We start from the raw sequence: 17,406 nt of genomic DNA, 5'->3' as shown, positions 1-17,406 counted from the left end.
CTGACTCTTGCGAAAATAAAAAATAGTTGTATTTTTGCATCCGCATTCAGGAAGATGGCCCGTTCGTCTATCGGTTAGGACGCCAGGTTTTCATCCTGGTAAGAGGGGTTCGATTCCCCTACGGGCTACAAAATTAGTTGTAAATAAGTTTTTTAAAATAAAAGTTGGTGTCTCGATTTTTATTTTATTAGTTAAAACCAAAGTGATCATTTGATTGTGGGAGGTTTTTCTTTTTTAACTGATAGTTTATAAATAATTTTAAATTAAAATCAAGTAAAATGGCAAATCACAAGTCAGCTTTAAAAAGAATCAGAAGTAACGAAAAGAAAAGAGTATTAAACAGATACCAACACAAAACTACTCGTAATGCTATCAAAGCATTAAGATTAGCTACAGATAAGTCTGATGCATCTGCAAAATTATCTGCTGTTGTTTCTATGATAGACAAATTAGCTAAGAAAAATATCATTCATGATAACAAAGCAGCTAACTTGAAATCTAAGTTAACTAAACATGTTTCAAAACTATAATTGAAACTACTTTATACAATAAAAAAAGTCCCGATTTATCGGGACTTTTTTTATTTATGGAAATTGAGTTTTTAAATTTTCTAACATTTCTTTGGTTATCGGTTTTGATAAAAACCCAATAACAGGATAAGTTTTAGATCTGTTGATGTCATAAGGGTCAATAGAAGAAGAAAGAACCATGAATCGGGTTGAACTAAAGACATTGTGATAATCCTTACGCATATAAGTTTCTAAAAATTCCCAACCATCCATTACCGGCATGTTTAAATCCAGAAGCACTAACTTGGGATACTCGATTGAATCATTACCTTTTCTTTCTTCAAATAGATTGTCGAAGTATTCAATTGCTTCTACGCCATTCTTAGCCGTAATTATATCTTTTGCAAATTCAACCTTCTCAACAACTTTTTTACAAAGCATGAGCGTAATTGGGTCGTCATCAACACAGAGTATTTTATCTAACATGAATATTACTTAATTATATTTAAATACGATTGTAAATGTAGTTCCTTTTCCAACAGTACTGGCAACTGTAATAGTTCCACCCATACTTTCCACCTGAGATTTAACTAAATATAGCCCCAATCCTTTACTATCCGGGTAATTGTGGAATCGTTGGTATAGCCCAAAAATTTTATCATTATTCTTTTCTAAATCAATACCTATTCCGTTGTCTTTGAATGTTATAATCAAATTATCGTCTACGACTTTTGTAGCAATATTAACTCTTAATTGTCTACTAGGTTCACGATACTTTATAGCATTCGTTAGTAAATTTAGAAAAATACTTTCTAAATACGACTTGTTTATATCTAAAATAGTTACGTCTTCTAAATCGATTTTCAAAATAGGTTTGTTGACGCTAATCAGGAAGCTCAATTGATTAAAGACATTTTCGAACACGTCTTTTATCAATACTTTTTCTTTTTGAATCGAAGGATTGTCTTTGATGATTATTACCTTAACCAAATCATTTATCGTTTCGTTTAACAAATGAGTTGATTTTGAAAAGCCTGTGATTATTTCTTTTAATTCCGGATCTTCAATTTTGATGTCTTCAATAAGATTTAGCAATCCGGTTAAATTAGATAAAGGTGCTCTCAGATTGTGAGAAGTGATATAAGAGAATTGTTTTAAATCCTTATTGTTTTGTGTTAATTCCCTAATAAGCTGTTCTCTTTCTTTTTCTCTTTCTTTTTCCTCAGTAACATCTCTCTGGATCGAAATCCAGTGAGAATGTTCTCCATCTTTATCAGTTACAGGGATCATCGAAAAGTTAACCCAAAATTCTTCATCATTCTTTTTATAACTTATGGTTTCAATAAAACACTCTTTGTATTCCTGAATGGCTGTTTTGAGTTTGTCGAATTCTAAAATATCTGATTTTTTGCCAAAGAACATTTCTGGTGATTTTCCAATAACTTCATCTGCCGGATAACCAGTCATATCAGTAAATGCGGAATTGACGAATATGATATTTGGAATCGCACTTTGTGAGGTGTCAATATCCGTAATCATAACGGCGTCTTTGGTTTGTGTAATTACCGTTTCGAGCAATCTAAGTCGTTGTTCCTCTTCTTTCTGCTTGGTAACATCCTGAATTGCTCCGATCATTCTGATGGGTTTTCCAGTTGCGTCTTTAACCAAAAAACCTCTGTCAAAAACATATTTATAGCTGCCATCAGCACACTTAAAACGGTATTCATCCTGCCATTTTTCGGTTTTTTGCTCCAGAAAAGAATATAGTTTAACCGACATTTTTAAACTGTCTTCGGGATGAATTCGGTCAAACCACCATTTAGATGTTGTGCCAACATCTTCTTTCTTGTAGCCAAAAATACCCTGAATTCCTTTATTCCAAATAAAACTATCATCTTCCATTTTCCAATCCCAAATGGTGTCGCTGGTTGCTTTCGCTACAATATCATATCGTTCGTTCGATTCTTTGATTTCAATATTGGTAAGCTGTAGTTTTTCGAAAACCGATTTATTCCTTATTTCATTTTGATATAAAATGAGTTTTAAAATCAATCCGGAAAAAAGAATGAAGAGAATATCTTTTAAGTAATCGTATTTGAGCAACGATTCGTTAGCCGATTCTGAAAAATAAATGACAAATAATTTATGGCCGACTATCGCCATAAATAATAAAACAAGTACATAAATTAATGTTATTCTATTTGAATTGTTTTTCATTACTTCAAATATATATAATTTCAAATGAGTTTTAAAATTTAACCGAAAACTTATTAAGGTTTTTATAAACCGAACTTCTATTTTTATTAAAAAGTAAACTAATTGGTTATTGGTTTTTTATCTAAAAATAAAGTGTACCTTTGCACCTTGAAAAAAAACACAGATGGAATCTATTAGAAACATTGCTATTATTGCTCACGTTGACCACGGAAAGACTACGTTGGTTGACAAAATCATGTATCATTGTCAGTTATTTCGCGAAAACGAAAACACTGGCGATTTAATTCTTGACAATAATGATTTGGAGCGTGAAAGAGGAATTACTATTACTTCTAAAAACGTTTCGGTTGTATACAAAGGAACCAAAATCAATATTATCGATACTCCTGGTCACGCCGATTTTGGTGGTGAAGTAGAGCGTGTATTGAATATGGCTGACGGAGTTTGTCTATTAGTGGATGCTTTTGAAGGGCCAATGCCACAAACGCGTTTCGTATTGCAAAAAGCTATCGACTTAGGTTTGAAACCTTGTGTCGTTATCAATAAAGTGGATAAAGAAAACTGTACTCCGGAAGAAGTGCATGAAAAAGTTTTCGACTTGATGTTTGAATTAGGTGCAGAAGAGTGGCAGTTGGATTTCCCAACAGTTTACGGTTCAGCTAAAAATAACTGGATGTCTGACGATTTCAGAAATGTAACGGATAACATCGAACCATTATTAGACATGGTTATTGCACATGTTCCTGCTCCAAAAGTTTCAGAAGGAACACCACAAATGTTGATTACATCTTTAGACTTCTCTTCATTTACCGGTCGTATCGCGATTGGTCGTTTGGAAAGAGGTGTATTAAAAGAAGGAATGCCAATCTCTTTGGTAAAAAGAGATGGTAAAATTATAAAATCAAGAATTAAGGAATTACACACTTTTGAAGGTCTTGGGCGTAAGAAAGTACAGGAAGTAGTTGCTGGAGATATATGCGCAATCATTGGTGTTGAAGGTTTTGAAATTGGTGACACTATCGCCGATTTTGAAAATCCGGAAGCATTACAGACTATCGCAATCGACGAACCAACAATGAGTATGTTGTTTACAATTAACGATTCACCATTCTTTGGTAAAGAAGGTAAGTTTGTAACATCAAGACACATCAGAGACAGATTGACAAAAGAATTAGAGAAAAACTTAGCCATGAAAATGGGTGAGACTGATTCTGCTGATAAATTCATGGTATTTGGTCGTGGCGTTCTTCACTTATCTGTTCTTATCGAAACAATGAGAAGAGAAGGTTATGAAGTGCAAATCGGACAGCCACAGGTTATCATTAAAGAAATTGATGGTAAAAAATGTGAGCCAATTGAAGAATTGACAATCGACTTACCGGAAAATTTATCTGGTAGAGCGGTAGAATTCGTGACTATCCGTAAAGGAGAAATGTTGAGCATGGAAGCTAAAGGGGAACGTATGATTATAAAATTCAATATTCCATCTCGTGGAATCATCGGATTGCGTAATCAACTTTTGACTGCTACTGCTGGTGAAGCTATCATGTCACACCGTTATATCGGTTATGAGCCTTTCAAAGGAGAAATTCCGGGACGTAACAACGGTTCATTAATCTCTATGGAAAACGGAAAAGCAATTCCTTATTCTATCGATAAATTACAGGATCGTGGTAAATTCTTCGTTAATCCTAACGACGAAATTTACGAAGGTCAGGTTATTGGAGAAAATTCCCGTAGCGATGATATGAGTATCAATGTTACTAAGGCTAAGAAACAATCTAACGTTCGTTCATCAGGTAATGATGAAAAAGCAAGGATTATTCCGCCAATCATTTTCTCATTGGAAGAAGCTTTAGAATACATTCAAAAAGATGAATATGTAGAGGTTACTCCAAAATCTATTCGTTTGAGAAAAATCTATTTGACAGAAAACGACAGAAAACGTTTCAAGATGTAATGAATTGCAACACAATTTATTGTGCTGTAAAATATAAAAGAAACCCTTTCAGTAATGAGAGGGTTTTTTGTTTGAAGCTGTTTCCAGCTGTCCACTATATCTTTTTAAATTGCCGTGGGTTTTAACCCACGGCAATTTAAAAAGGATGCCGTTCCCATCCGGGCTATGGTTTTATCGTTTTAAAGCAAAATGTCCTTTGGCACTTCGTCCATCTTCTAATTGAATAGTGTACCAATAATCATCAGCAGGCATTGTTTTTTCGTTGTATGTCCCATTCCAACCAGCACTCAATAGACTAAACTGTTTCAATAATTTTCCAAATCTGTCAAAAACAGAAATTATAGAATTTGTGTTATGTGACAACGGATTGATACCTATAATGTTCCAATATTCATTATAACCATCACCATTTGGCGTAAAGTATTTTGGAATCTGCATTAAATAAAATTCCTGCGAAACTATTCCGCAACCATTTTTGTCCCTGACAAATCCGGTGTATACCAGATCATTTAGATTGCTAAAAACCGGGCTGTCCTGATAATGTATACCATCAATGGAATATTCATAATTTCCTGTTCCTGAAGCAATAATTTCTATCGAACTGTTATCACGTAAATCATCAATTATAATGTTGTCAATAGTTGCTGCTTCTGAGCCTATTACTGTAAATGTTTTTATTTTGGCACAGTCAGCATCATTTGTAATAGTGACACTATAAGTTCCCGGTGCAGAAACCTGAATGGATTGTGTTTCATCGCCAGCAACAGTATCCCAAAGATAGGATTTGTGGCCACCATCTGCTGTTAATGTTACCGAATCATTATTGCAAATGCCAACAGTTACATCCTCAATAACATCTGTAAAAACGTGAAAATTTAAAGTGACTGGAAAAGCTGTATAGCAATTGCTGTTACTAATTCTGGCATAAATCACCTGTTGAAATGCTGTAGTATTATGAAAAGAATCCGGCAAAGGAGTTGTACTTGTCGGGCTATTATAAAAACTCACCTGATAGCCTGGCGGCAGATTCAAAAATAATGTTGGAACGATAGTACTTAACGGAACAATAGTAAATCCGTCCTGTAAAGTATCAGCGTCACAATAAGTATAAGTGTCGCGGTCAGTTATTAGTTGTGGAGCAAAATCTAAATTTATATCTGCAGTTGTTGAACATGTCGGTGAATAAGTTGTCGTAAGTGAATAAGTTCCGTTTTGAGAACTGATATAAGGCGGATTAAAATTCAAAGTCGCAGCATTTTGTCCAGGCATTGGAATCGTATTGAAATTCCATTGATAACTCAAAGCACCCGGAGCTGTTCCATTCAGCGTTAAACTCTCGGTAAGACAAATGGGATTATTATTGGCAAAAGTCCTGTCTGCTCCTAAATCAATACCAAATGAAAAACTGCTTCCTTTCAAAAATATGGCTGAGTCATATCTATAATTTCCTTCATCGGCAATCACTAACTTTATATGATATTGATGTCCCGCAATTACAGTTGACCGCGCTGTCAACACTTTGGTTTGCCCATTAAAATTGGTTGGATATTCAGTTCCGTTGAAAGCATCAAAATACTGTTCATTCTGTGCTGGGCAACCTCCGGGAATATTTGGATGTACGCTGGTAACTTTTACAGGAGTAGTGGTAGTAGGAATTAGCGCCAGATTTTGATACGTTGGACTGCCAACTTCTTTTAATAAAAAAGCAAATCCATCAGAATAGGTGCAGGTTGCAGTTCCATGATATTCTTCAGAAGCAAAGATGTAGTCAAAACTTATTTCATTACCCAACGGAATAAAATCGAATTCTAAATAAGTAACATTTAACGAGTTGCTTATACCTAATGCGTCATTCAAATCAGTATCACCACCAGTCCAGCCTGGTGCCGTATCATCTGAAATAAAAGCGTTTGGACCACGGGCATCAATAATTTTCCCGGTACTTAGAATAATTCCCTGGGCAAAAGGAAAAGCTGAACCATTGGCATTAAAATATCCCCAGCTTTGTTCACCCGAAGTAAAATTTCCACCCGAAACTGATACATTTGAAACAGAAGCACAGCCAGAGTTTATCAAAACATTTTCTATCAGCTGAAGTGGAGTATAAGTTTCATCTGTTGAAATATATTGAGCGGAAGCAGTACCATAAATTAGTACAAGTAAAAAGTGGTATTTTTTAAAAAGCATGATTTTTATTAGCAGTCAAAATTACTACTATCTTTTTAAAGTAAAATGCCCTTTAACATTTCTTCCATCTTCAAATTTAATATTGTACCAATAATCATCGCCTGGCATAGGATGACCGTTGTATGTTCCATCCCAACCCAATCCAGTTGTGCCAATTTGTTTCAATAATTTTCCGAAACGGTCAAAAATGTAAATAGTTGAAAGATAATTAAACTCGGCGCTGACACCTTTTACATTCCAATAATCATTATAACCATCGCCATTTGGTGTAAAATAATGTGGAATCCCAAGCACAGCAACAGTTATTGGACCAACCGAACCACAACCATTTTTGTCACGGACATAAACTTCGTGAAGCCCCATAGGCACATTCTCAAAGAAATTGCTGTCTCTGTATGGTCCGTTGACATCGTCAAGCGCAAATTCATAATCGCCTGAACCTGTTACATTAACTGTGATTGTATTAATATCAGATAAATCAACTACATCTATAGATTGAATCGTTGCTATTTCAGAACCTGTAACAGTAATTACCCTTGTTTTTGTACAGCCAAAGATATTGGTTACATCCACGCTGTAAACTCCGGTTGTACTAACTGTTAGTGTAGGCGATGTTACACCATTTGATACATTATTCGTATACCAATGAAATTGATAATCAGATGTTGGTGAACCATCGAGAATTCCAGCATCAATCAGTGCCTGAGTAGATGGCAAACAGATGGTAATATTTTCTTCTAAATCGATTTTTGGCGTTGGATGAATTACAAAAGGGATGGTTATTTGCGCTGTACATGTTGTGTTTATTGGATTTTCAACCACAACTCTCACATTTTGTGTTCCCGTTCTAAAAGGGTTTGGCAGTTGATTTGGAATTGTATTTGGAATAAGCACATTATTCTGATCGTAATAATAAACATTCATACCGGTTTGGCTTCCTAAAATCGCAGCAAGGAAAGTTGATGTGTCAAAATCATACAATCCATCCTGATCGACAGGGTTTACTTCATCATCACATGTTGTTATCAGATTTGCAGCAATTGGAAACGCCTGCGGTAAATCGTCAACAATAAACTGTAATGTTTCTTCGTCTGAACAAGGCGTTCCACCAGTTTGAGTCGTATTATTGAAAACACGGATAACTATGGTTTCAGTTCCCGTTACATTAAATGGATTTGGAAAAGGATTAATCGGAGTGATGCCGTTAGCTCTATAATATTTCACGTTTACTCCAGTTTGTCCATTCAAGACAGCAGCCTGTATTGTTGAAGTATCAAAACCATAAACTCCATCCTGATTATCATCGCAATGACGAATAATATTGGTTGCATTAATCGGATTGGCAGTAGGCAGGGCTTCCACAACAACATCGAAAGTTTTAAATCCATAACAGGAATTATCTAAAGTACTTTCAACACGAACCCAAATCGTTTGTGTATTCGGGAAACCAATGTTTCTATAAGCTGTGGTATTTGTTATTGCCAACGAATTTCCTGAAGCATCTGTTTCGGCAAGGAAATCGGCTTCGGTTTTATAATAGTTTATGCTGTAATTGGAGCTTGGTCCCGGAAGAAATCCAAGTAAATTGTTGGTAATGCTGGTGAAATTAAATGGTCCCGAAATTCCGTCTCTGTCATCATTGACCGCATCCAGATAATCATCACATAAATATTTGTTTGGAATGACATAGCTTGCCGGAATTTGTGTTACCGATACAAGCAAATCAATTCGCGCTACTCTAAAACAACCATTGCTGTTTTCAACTCTGGCATACACACTCGTATTTCCAGTCGTATAGGTTATTGGAGTTGCAATTAAAAAAGCATTGTTTTGAGTGCTTGCAGCTGCTAGATTCGTATAATAAGTAAAGGTTTCATTCAAATAATTAGCAGAAATAACATCATTTTTTTGCGTCAGATTGAAAGTTGAAATTCCATCTGTATCATCGTCGCATTGTTTTAGAGAGATAGGAGTTGTAATAACAGGTAAAGGATAAGTTGTGAGCTCTACAATATCTGAATACAAACCACAACCATTTCCGTTTTTGATTAAAAATACACGATACAAATAGCCAACCATAGATGGTGTTACATTCGAAACTGTCAAAGCATTTGTACCAGCACCGGAATAAGTCGGACTATTAAAAATGAGCGACCACGTTGTTCCGCCATCTGTAGATAACTGCCATTGATACGTATTCACCGTATTGGTACTGATTGAGAAAGTAACGCTTTGTAACTCACATGCTGTAGCACTTTGTGGCTGCGTATTGATAACGATTGGCGCAGCTGTTATATAATTTGAATTTGGAATTCCATAACCGGTTCCGCTTGTTACTAATCCGTTGTTTGGATTAACTGTTGGAGGCGTTGTTCCGCCTAATAATCCGTCGAGATTACTATCTAAATATCCAGCTTCGATTACGTCATTGCATAAGTCGTTGTCACTGTCTAATTCTAGAGCATTGTAAATTCCATCAGCATCTGTATCGGCAACAACATATATAGGTTTGACAATTCCGCTATCAGCAGAAGTTTCTAATGTATTTAATAAACCATTGGCTCCAAAATTCCCGCCATCTATTGCACCATTGCTATCAGCATCAGTGACATTAAAACCAGCTTCATCTAAGTCGTGGATTCCATCATTGTCTGAATCTAAATCTAAATAATTCGGAACTCCATCGTTATCTGAATCAGCCGGAACAATTCCTGTAGCAAAAGTATCATCAATTCCGTCGCCATTAACATCAACATGTGAAGCGGTTATGTTGCTTTGGGCCTGTGCTTCATACAAATCTATAATCGAATCGTTATCACTATCTAAATCATTTTGGTCAGGAATACCATCTGCATCGGAATCTTTTGGAATACAGGTAGCAATCAATCGCAATGCAACTCTGCTTGTTTCTGTGTCAGAAAGATTGATATTGGTTATGGTAAGTGAGTTTATCAGATTTCCTCTGATGGAAAAAGCTCCTGTTCCTGCTGCCATTAATACACCGCTCAATCGAAAACGAATTTCAAATGATGAATATTCTGTAATGCCACCTTCATAAATTCCATCATAATTGGTATCAATCAACAATTCATTGTTTGGGTTTAAAATAGTCAAGGTTTTATTGACCGGACATGTTATTCTGATTTCTGTAGACGATGTAAATAAGTCAGTAGGATTGGCTACCGATGCATATTCAACAGCAATGCTTATTGGTGATGTAAAATTTGAAACCGTATAACTTACAGTGTTGTTTTTTCCTTGTGCTGCTTCTGTTACAAAATTCCCAACGGCATCACCAACAATAGGAATAGCAGAAGGTGTCCCGGTGCCTGTAAAAGCAACAGCTCCGATATAAGAATTAGTATAACTTGTGCCGACAGCAATTGTTCCTGCAGCTGTATTGGTCAGATTAAAATTTTGGTCACCAAATGATTCTGTACAATTTGTAATTCCATCGTTGTCATTGTCTAGGTCGATGTTGTCATTTACACCATCATTATCACTATCGTTCGGGCAAGAGCTCACCGGAATATTGTCCGAATCTTGTGGAGCAAGACAACCTGCAATAGTTGCTGAAACGTAATATTTCCCCGGACCAAGACCTGCCGGACTATTCAAAGGCTGATAGGTGTTATTTGTTGCGCCTGGAATCAGAATTCCATTAAAATACCATTGAAATACATCAAAAGGGCTAAGTGAATTTACACTTAAAATGGAGTTTGGAATGCAACCCAATTGTGTTATATCAACTTCGTTAAAAGATATTTCAGGCTTGAAAGTAAAACCGGAATAATACCCACCAAAGGTTGCAGCTGCCTGAGATCCATATGCTGCTAAATATAATTCTCCTGTTGAATAAACTGAAATATTTCCGGACAAACCAGTCATGACATAGGTTTCATAATTTGGATTTCCTGTTACTGCAATTGGCCCAACTACGTTTACTCCAATTCCTGCTAAGCTAGCTAACGTATAATTAGTACCATCAATGATAAAATTCAGGGTAGCTGCCGTTGTTGTAACTAAGGTAACTCTTCCTGTAAACTGGCGTGAACCAACATAATCAATTAGTGGAATATTGTCGATTACTCTTGGTGTTTGACAACTTAATGGCGGCACAAAAAACATTTCCTGATTTCTTTGGTCCGAAGCGCCATCATCACCAACGCTTTGATAGGCAAAAATTTTATGATCAGAACTTACAAATAAGTTACCATTGGCAGTATAATCCGCTCCGGTTAATGCTAAATATTCACCGGCAAGTATATTATAAACAGGTCCTGAGCCATTCAATGTTATTTGAGAGTCTTCATCAGCTACCAAAAGTATTTTTTCAACAGCATCAATTCCGGTACTTTTGATAAAAATATAATCATTGGTTGTCAATCTTTCTGCAGGAACTATTTGATCAAAACCCAAATCAAGATTACCTACGGCGTTGGTACCGCCAAAAGAACCGCAGTTTACAGCAATCGGTTTATCTGATAAAACAAGCGAACCAATTAACCCATTTCTATTTGCTGTAGTTGGACCCTGAACCGCCATGACATAGCTTTCGCCCCGATTTAAAACAATGCTATAAGGATTGCTTCCTGTGCCGCTATTCACTAATTGAACACCAGGTTTTATATCGCTGAAGCTGACGGTTGTGTTATTCTCAGTTGCCAAAACGGAAACAAATGTATAGTGAATATCGTTATAACCTGATACCAAATTATTTTCAAAAGCTCCAACTCTGAAGCGCAAACCCAGTGAAGCCAATCCTTTTGAAACTAATTCTCCAGCTTGATTCCCACTTCCTGCAACAATTCGGGCGGAGACATAAACCAAATCATCAGCTTCAACAATATATCCTTTATCATTCAAAATTGTACTTGCTATGCTGGAATCGACATGTATTTGGGTAGTATTGCCAAACCCAATGTCATAAACATAAGGAACATCTCTGGAAACAGTTCCATAAATCGTATTTCCTCCAAGCTCAATAATCCTGAAATTGACAGGATTAACGTTTGGTGTCGAGATGTATAAAAATTGCTCTTCAGGAGTTACATTTGATGAGCCGGAAAGTGGTGGAATATAATGGGTTTTACTAAATTGCGAGAAACAATTTAAAGTAAAAAATGATATATAAAGAAAATATAGTAGGCCTTTTTTCATTCGCTAAAATTAGCAAATAAATAAGAAAACATAAAAAGAACTTAGCCTATTTATGTTTTCTTTAAGAATTGATGGATGATTGAACTATAAATCTCTTTTTTGGATTATTTTATAGGATGAAAAAATGAAAATTGCGGTCCAGGTTAAAACGATAAGAATAGTCGAAAGATGTACATCATAATCCCGGGTGTTCACAACTCCCACTTGGTTTCCAATGGCTCTTATGGCATTTAATTTCGTGATAGGTTCTTGTATCAGGTTCCACATAGACATCAGTGGAAAAAAATCATAAATCTTTGTAACAAGTCCAGGGTTCCCAAAGTTGTTGTATGCTATTGCATAAGAAATCCATTCGAACACAAACCATAATAATAAGAATCCCAACGCAAAAGCGGATCGTTTTATAAGCACTCCAAGAAATAAGCAAAAAGAAAAGAAACCTAATAATTTGACAAAATAGGCCAATAGGTATTCCATTCGTGAGAAAATGATGGTTACTTCATTAAAAGAAGAGAAGATTAACCCTAAAATTAATGATATTATAAAGACAAAAATTGTAGAAATTGCTGAAAAAAGAATAATGGTAAGGACTTTTGAAATTACAAATTCCTTTTTGCTCATACCATCAATAAGATTTTGCTTTAAAGTTCCGTAACTGTATTCGTTTGCCATCATTGAAACAATCACAACAGCAAGGAATAGTTTCAGCCATCCGGCAAAATAAGTGTTAAAGTGCCAAATAAAAGGGAAATCAAAGATACCTTGATCAGCCAGGCGTATGTGTATTGGACCAATATCAAATTTGATGGAAGCAATTAAACACAAGAAAGTCAGGAAAATAAAATACGTCAATGTCAATATTCTGCTGGCGCGGTTTTTCCAAATTTTTTGTAATTCTATGGCGAGTAATCTTTTCATATTAGTTTTTTGTTAATTCAAGAAATTGTTCTTCCAGACTCGTTTTTTTAAACACTAAATGATTCAGATAAATTCCTTTTTCTGCCAGATAACGATTCAGTAGAGAAGCGTCAAACTGGCTTTTAAAATAGACGATAACTTTTCCTTCTGCTTCCGAAATTTTTTCAACTTCAGGATGGTTTTTCAGAATTTCTATAAGTTTGGAATTATTATCCGCCTGCAATTCAAAAAATCCGATTTGATTAGTAATGCCATCAACAGTGCCACTATAAAGAATTTCGCCAAAGCGTAAAACTAAAACATGGCTGCACACTTTTTCGACTTCGTCCAATAAATGCGAAGCCAATAGAATAGTCGTTCCCTGAGAAGCAATCAAACGGATAATATCTCGAATTTGATGAATTCCTTGTGGATCTAAGCCATTAGTTGGTTCATCCAGAATTAAAATTTCGGGGTCATTTAAAAGGGCAGAAGCAATGGCTAACCGCTGTTTCATTCCCAAAGAAAACGTTTTGAATTTGCTGTCTTTTCTATCGATAAGTCCAACAACTTCAAGTTTTTCATTTACTTTAGAATAATCAATGTTTTTGATTTTGCAGACCAATTCTAAGTTTTCCTGGGCTGTCATATAAGGGTAAAAATTGGGACGCTCGATAATGGCACCAACTTTTTTTAAAGCTTCATGTGTTTCCATTTTTCCGTCAAACCAACTGTAATCACCGGAAGTTTTGTTGACGACATTCAAAACAATTCCTAGAGTTGTAGATTTTCCTGAACCATTTGGGCCGAGAATTCCATAGACATTGCCTTTATGTATTTCGAGAGAAACGTTATTAACGGCGTGGATTTTACCATAACGTTTGTGAAGGTTTTTTATAGAAAGTATAGTAGATTCCAAGACTGTTTTTTTAAGGTTTTGAATAGGACGATTAAAACCTTGTTTTGTTACTAGTCTTTTCTAAAGTAGAATTTTGAAAGAAATTGTTTCTTTAAATTCAAATAAAAAAGCGTTTCATTGATGTCTTTTAGCCTTGAAGTCAATGTGATTTTTTGACCTCTCATATTGTTTGTTACCTGCATTTTGCAAGTTTTACATTCAAACTCGCTAAAATGATTGTTTACTTTTTTGGTTTCTACAAAGTGGTGTCCAAGTAGGGAACAGCGATAATTTTTTTTGACCATTCCATCAGTTATGTAATTTGTTTCCATGAAATTAGGGTTTTACTCCGCTTCGCTCCATACAATTTGGCTACGCCTCGGGTTGGTTTGGTGGAATAAACATAACATAAAACAGTTAAACTGTCAAATTTAATCGATAAAATGCACAATTTTAACTATTTACAGCAAATATACTTACAAAATATTTACACTAAACATGGAATAGCTTAATTATAAGGAACAATTGTTGGCTCTCCAATTTGGAAATCTGGCAAGGATAAATCATCATTTTTAAAAGTGTTGGTTTTAAAAACATTTGATCCCTGAAATGGAATTGACGGATAGAAAGAAAAGGAAATTTGAAAACTATTAAACACCAAATAGTCATTATTTATTAAAACGCCCAAACTAAAAATAGAATATACTTTACCGTTAAAAGTTCTATCGGTTTCATTACCAAGTACACCTAAAGACGTAGTGAAAAATGGACTAAAATGGAAACCATGCCAATTTCCGGGAACATAAGTCTGTGTTTGAAAAGTGGTAAAGAATTTTCTGGTTCCATTAATCAAAGGATTGTCAAAACCTGTAATTCCTTTTTGTTCATTCACAGTAACTCTGTCTGTAATAATTGGCGCTCTGTGACTTCCTATGACTAATGTAGGCATTATAAATTGTCTTACTCTCCAACTGCCAATAGATAACAAATTGGTAAAATAATTGGCTTCAACTCTCAAGGTTGTTTCCTGTGAAATATGGTTGTCAAAAAAGCTTCCCATTTCGATATTAATCCCGACATATCCGATGGGTATATAATCACCAAAGGCAAATCGTCCGCCAAAATAAGTTCTTCTCTTGTTATTTTTATCCTGAAATCCTCCGGTTATAGAATATACCTTGCCGTATGGAACGTCTTCAATAGTTCCGAAATTGAACAAATATTTATCTTCAGAGAATTTCCTTGTATTGAAACCAATGGTTGCTAAATATAATTTTTCCGAAGCAATGAATTGTGAGGGATCATAAACCAAAGATGGTTTTTCTTTATAATTAACTGTTTTATAGCCAAAAGTCGTAACAAGATTCGTGCTTCTATAATCTTCAGTTCTTCCTCTAAAGATTTTGAAGGAATGACCTATCCAATATTGCTGGGTTTCTAATTTGAAATCCTGATTTGCAAAGACAGCATTATTATCTGGTAATGAATCTACATAAAACCTGTTTTCCAAATAAACACCGTATGCCAGCCTGGTTAATGGCGAAAAAAACTGTCTTTCTAACTTGACACTTCGGGTTACATTATCGTTTAAATCGTTGTCATAAGTTAAAGTCGTTTTTATATAAGTGTCCTTGATATTGTTAATCGTATAACGAGCGGTGTAGGCTCTTTTTCCGTCTTCAAATCTTCTGGAAAAATCATTTTCAATTTCGTGGCCTAGACCAAAAAAGTTTCTCTCAATTAGATCAAATCTTCCTTTTGAACCTGAGATAGCACCCGTTGGAACTAAAGTCCAGGAATCTAAAACCCGCACGGATACATCGACCGAATCTGTAGAATTTGGAATTTCAATTGGCTTTATAATAACACTTCTGATATAACGTTGCCTTCTAATCAAACGCTCGGATTCTTTAACAGCTATTGAATCTAATGGGTGATTTTTTCTGAAAAGAAGTAAATTTCGAATCGTCCAGTTTTTGGTCTTAAGATGCAGCGAGTTTCCAAATTTTTCAAACCCTTTATTGGGTTCATCTTTATAATTATCAACGGAATAACCAAAAGGATCTAATGTTTCAATCTTAATTTCCCTAACGATTTTCCCTTCGTTTCTGTCAAATGTTTTTTTGATAAGAAACTTTTTTCGGGTATTTTTTTGTGAGGTAGTTTCAACTCTTTTAGCTTTAAAAAGTAACTTATAAATGAATTTATTGAACTTACTTTTTTTGGATATTTTTTCTATGTTTTTATAGACTTTGACCGAGTCGTTACCACTGTTTTTTTCCTGCGCCTGACTAATCATGCACACAAAGAAAAAAAGTAAAAAGAAGTAGCGGTATTTGAATTTCATAACATCGATTCGAATTGAGCAAATATAATAGCTTTTGCTATTTTTAATTTACATAATTTTCGGTTTTATTTATGTTTGATAACTATTAAAAATCCCCAACTGCTTTTAACAATTGAGGATTTAATTATTTATAAAAATGGAACTGCTTACTGCTACTGCAAACTGAACACTAGCTTTTCTGTTCTTTATTGAAATATACTAAGTAGTAATACATTTGTTTTTCTTCATCCCAACCTTTTTCTACATATTTCTCCGCACTTTCCGGATTGATAAAATCAAGTTTGATTTGGATATTTGTGTCCAGATTAATTACATTTTTAATCGATTTTCGGGCATCAGAAACGGCACTATTGGCAATTGGAAATGAAGTAACATCTTCAATGCTGTATTTTTCGCCTTTGTCAACTTTATAGTTTTTGAATTCCGGAATCAAGTCTGGATTGTCTAAAACTTCATTAAGGAAATTGCTTTCTTCAAACTGGTCGTTTTTGGCAAAATAATTTACCGAACGATTCATGAACATTACTTCTTCTTTTTTGTCTTCGGCAGGGAAAACAACATCTTTGGCAAATCCCTGACAGAATTTCAGATATTTTTTGGTAATGAAATTTTCATCCTGAAAAGCATCAACCGAAAGGAAGTGCTCTAACCAGTAACGCGTATCGTATCGATTGCTGTCAACGCTCAAAATCTTATAACCTTCTTCTTTTTTGTAATTGAAAATCAGGCAGCCTTTATCCAGTTTATTCAGATTAATTCCCTGTTGCAAAATCATTTCAAGCGATTTTCCTTTTTCTTCAAACTGCATGAAATCAGACATGATTTCACTTTTGAAAACACCAATCGCATCAACAACATTATTATCGATGTTTAAGTTGGTCAAATACGCCACGTAAACTTCTCCGTTCTTAATATGCGGATGATTCGATTGCTCAAAAAGATGTTCAGTGATTTTCTTTGAAACGTCGTGAACAGCACTTGGATTCGTAAAAATCTCAGTTGCTAAGTTGAACATGTCGTTATATTCCAAATCAACTTCATGGGCAAACTGGAAATAGTTTTCCTCTTTTTCACGGAACGATTTAAAGAAAAATTCCTTTAATAAAGGAACTATTTCATCATTTAAATTGTATGGTTGCTCAGAAAGAAACACTGACTCATTTTTGTTCTTGTTGCCAACTCTATGGATGGATAATGACTCAATGTGAGTGTTGAATAGGTTTATCATTTT

At 34.9% G+C, this 17,406-nt stretch carries 11 protein-coding genes and 1 tRNA gene; 3 read left to right on the top strand and 9 right to left on the bottom strand.

All coding sequences use genetic code 11. The annotated features are described in order from the left end of the window. Positions 1–56: 56 nt before the first annotated feature. Positions 57–128 (top strand) — tRNA-Glu (locus ABIQ27_RS00525). A 150-nt stretch (positions 129–278) separates the two neighbouring features. Continuing rightward, positions 279–530 carry a 30S ribosomal protein S20 gene (rpsT, locus tag ABIQ27_RS00520; protein WP_236400231.1) on the top strand — a complete coding sequence of 84 codons (252 nt, stop codon included), beginning with the start codon at positions 279–281 and terminating at the stop codon, positions 528–530. Positions 531–584: 54 nt separating this feature from the next. On the opposite strand, the gene ABIQ27_RS00515 is transcribed toward rpsT, so the two are convergent. Together ABIQ27_RS00515 and ABIQ27_RS00510 are read right to left on the bottom strand one after the other, a co-directional pair. After that, positions 585–995, bottom strand: a complete 411-nt coding sequence (locus ABIQ27_RS00515; protein ID WP_348031037.1) for a response regulator — start codon at positions 993–995, stop codon at positions 585–587. 9 nt (positions 996–1,004) lie between these two features. Next, positions 1,005–2,726 (bottom strand): PAS domain S-box protein, encoded by a 1,722-nt coding sequence (locus tag ABIQ27_RS00510; RefSeq protein WP_348031035.1) that lies wholly within the window; start codon positions 2,724–2,726, stop codon positions 1,005–1,007. A 163-nt stretch (positions 2,727–2,889) separates the two neighbouring features. On the opposite strand from ABIQ27_RS00510, the gene typA reads away from it, so the two are divergent. Then, positions 2,890–4,686 carry a translational GTPase TypA gene (typA, locus tag ABIQ27_RS00505; protein ID WP_348031034.1) on the top strand — a complete coding sequence of 599 codons (1,797 nt, stop codon included), beginning with the start codon at positions 2,890–2,892 and terminating at the stop codon, positions 4,684–4,686. Positions 4,687–4,857: 171 nt separating this feature from the next. Here typA and ABIQ27_RS00500 read toward each other — a convergent pair whose 3' ends face one another. The 7 genes from ABIQ27_RS00500 to ABIQ27_RS00470 form a co-directional block, all read right to left on the bottom strand. After that, a complete protein-coding gene (locus ABIQ27_RS00500; RefSeq protein ID WP_348031032.1) occupies positions 4,858–6,873 on the bottom strand; it encodes a choice-of-anchor L domain-containing protein in 2,016 nt (671 codons plus the stop codon). A gap of 27 nt (positions 6,874–6,900) precedes the next feature. Continuing rightward, positions 6,901–12,033 (bottom strand): T9SS type B sorting domain-containing protein, encoded by a 5,133-nt coding sequence (locus tag ABIQ27_RS00495; protein ID WP_348031030.1) that lies wholly within the window; start codon positions 12,031–12,033, stop codon positions 6,901–6,903. 84 nt (positions 12,034–12,117) lie between these two features. Further along, entirely contained in the window at positions 12,118–12,951 is an 834-nt protein-coding gene (locus ABIQ27_RS00490) for an ABC transporter permease (protein WP_348031029.1), read from the bottom strand. 1 nt (position 12,952) lies between these two features. After that, positions 12,953–13,849 (bottom strand): ATP-binding cassette domain-containing protein, encoded by an 897-nt coding sequence (locus ABIQ27_RS00485; RefSeq protein ID WP_348031027.1) that lies wholly within the window; start codon positions 13,847–13,849, stop codon positions 12,953–12,955. 50 nt (positions 13,850–13,899) lie between these two features. Next, positions 13,900–14,160, bottom strand: a complete 261-nt coding sequence (locus ABIQ27_RS00480) for a hypothetical protein (protein WP_348031026.1) — start codon at positions 14,158–14,160, stop codon at positions 13,900–13,902. Between the two features lie 176 nt (positions 14,161–14,336). Continuing rightward, positions 14,337–16,175: a hypothetical protein gene (locus ABIQ27_RS00475; protein ID WP_348031024.1), complete on the bottom strand. Its 1,839-nt coding sequence runs from the start codon at positions 16,173–16,175 to the stop codon at positions 14,337–14,339. Positions 16,176–16,344: 169 nt separating this feature from the next. Beyond that, a complete protein-coding gene (locus tag ABIQ27_RS00470) occupies positions 16,345–17,403 on the bottom strand; it encodes a nucleoid-associated protein (RefSeq protein WP_348031022.1) in 1,059 nt (352 codons plus the stop codon). Positions 17,404–17,406 lie beyond the last annotated feature (3 nt).

Origin of the sequence: Flavobacterium sp. (assembly GCF_039916025.1) — a bacterium.
GTDB lineage: Bacteria > Bacteroidota > Bacteroidia > Flavobacteriales > Flavobacteriaceae > Flavobacterium.
Note: the sequence above shows the minus strand (reverse complement) of the source record. Positions and strands in the feature narration are given on the sequence as shown.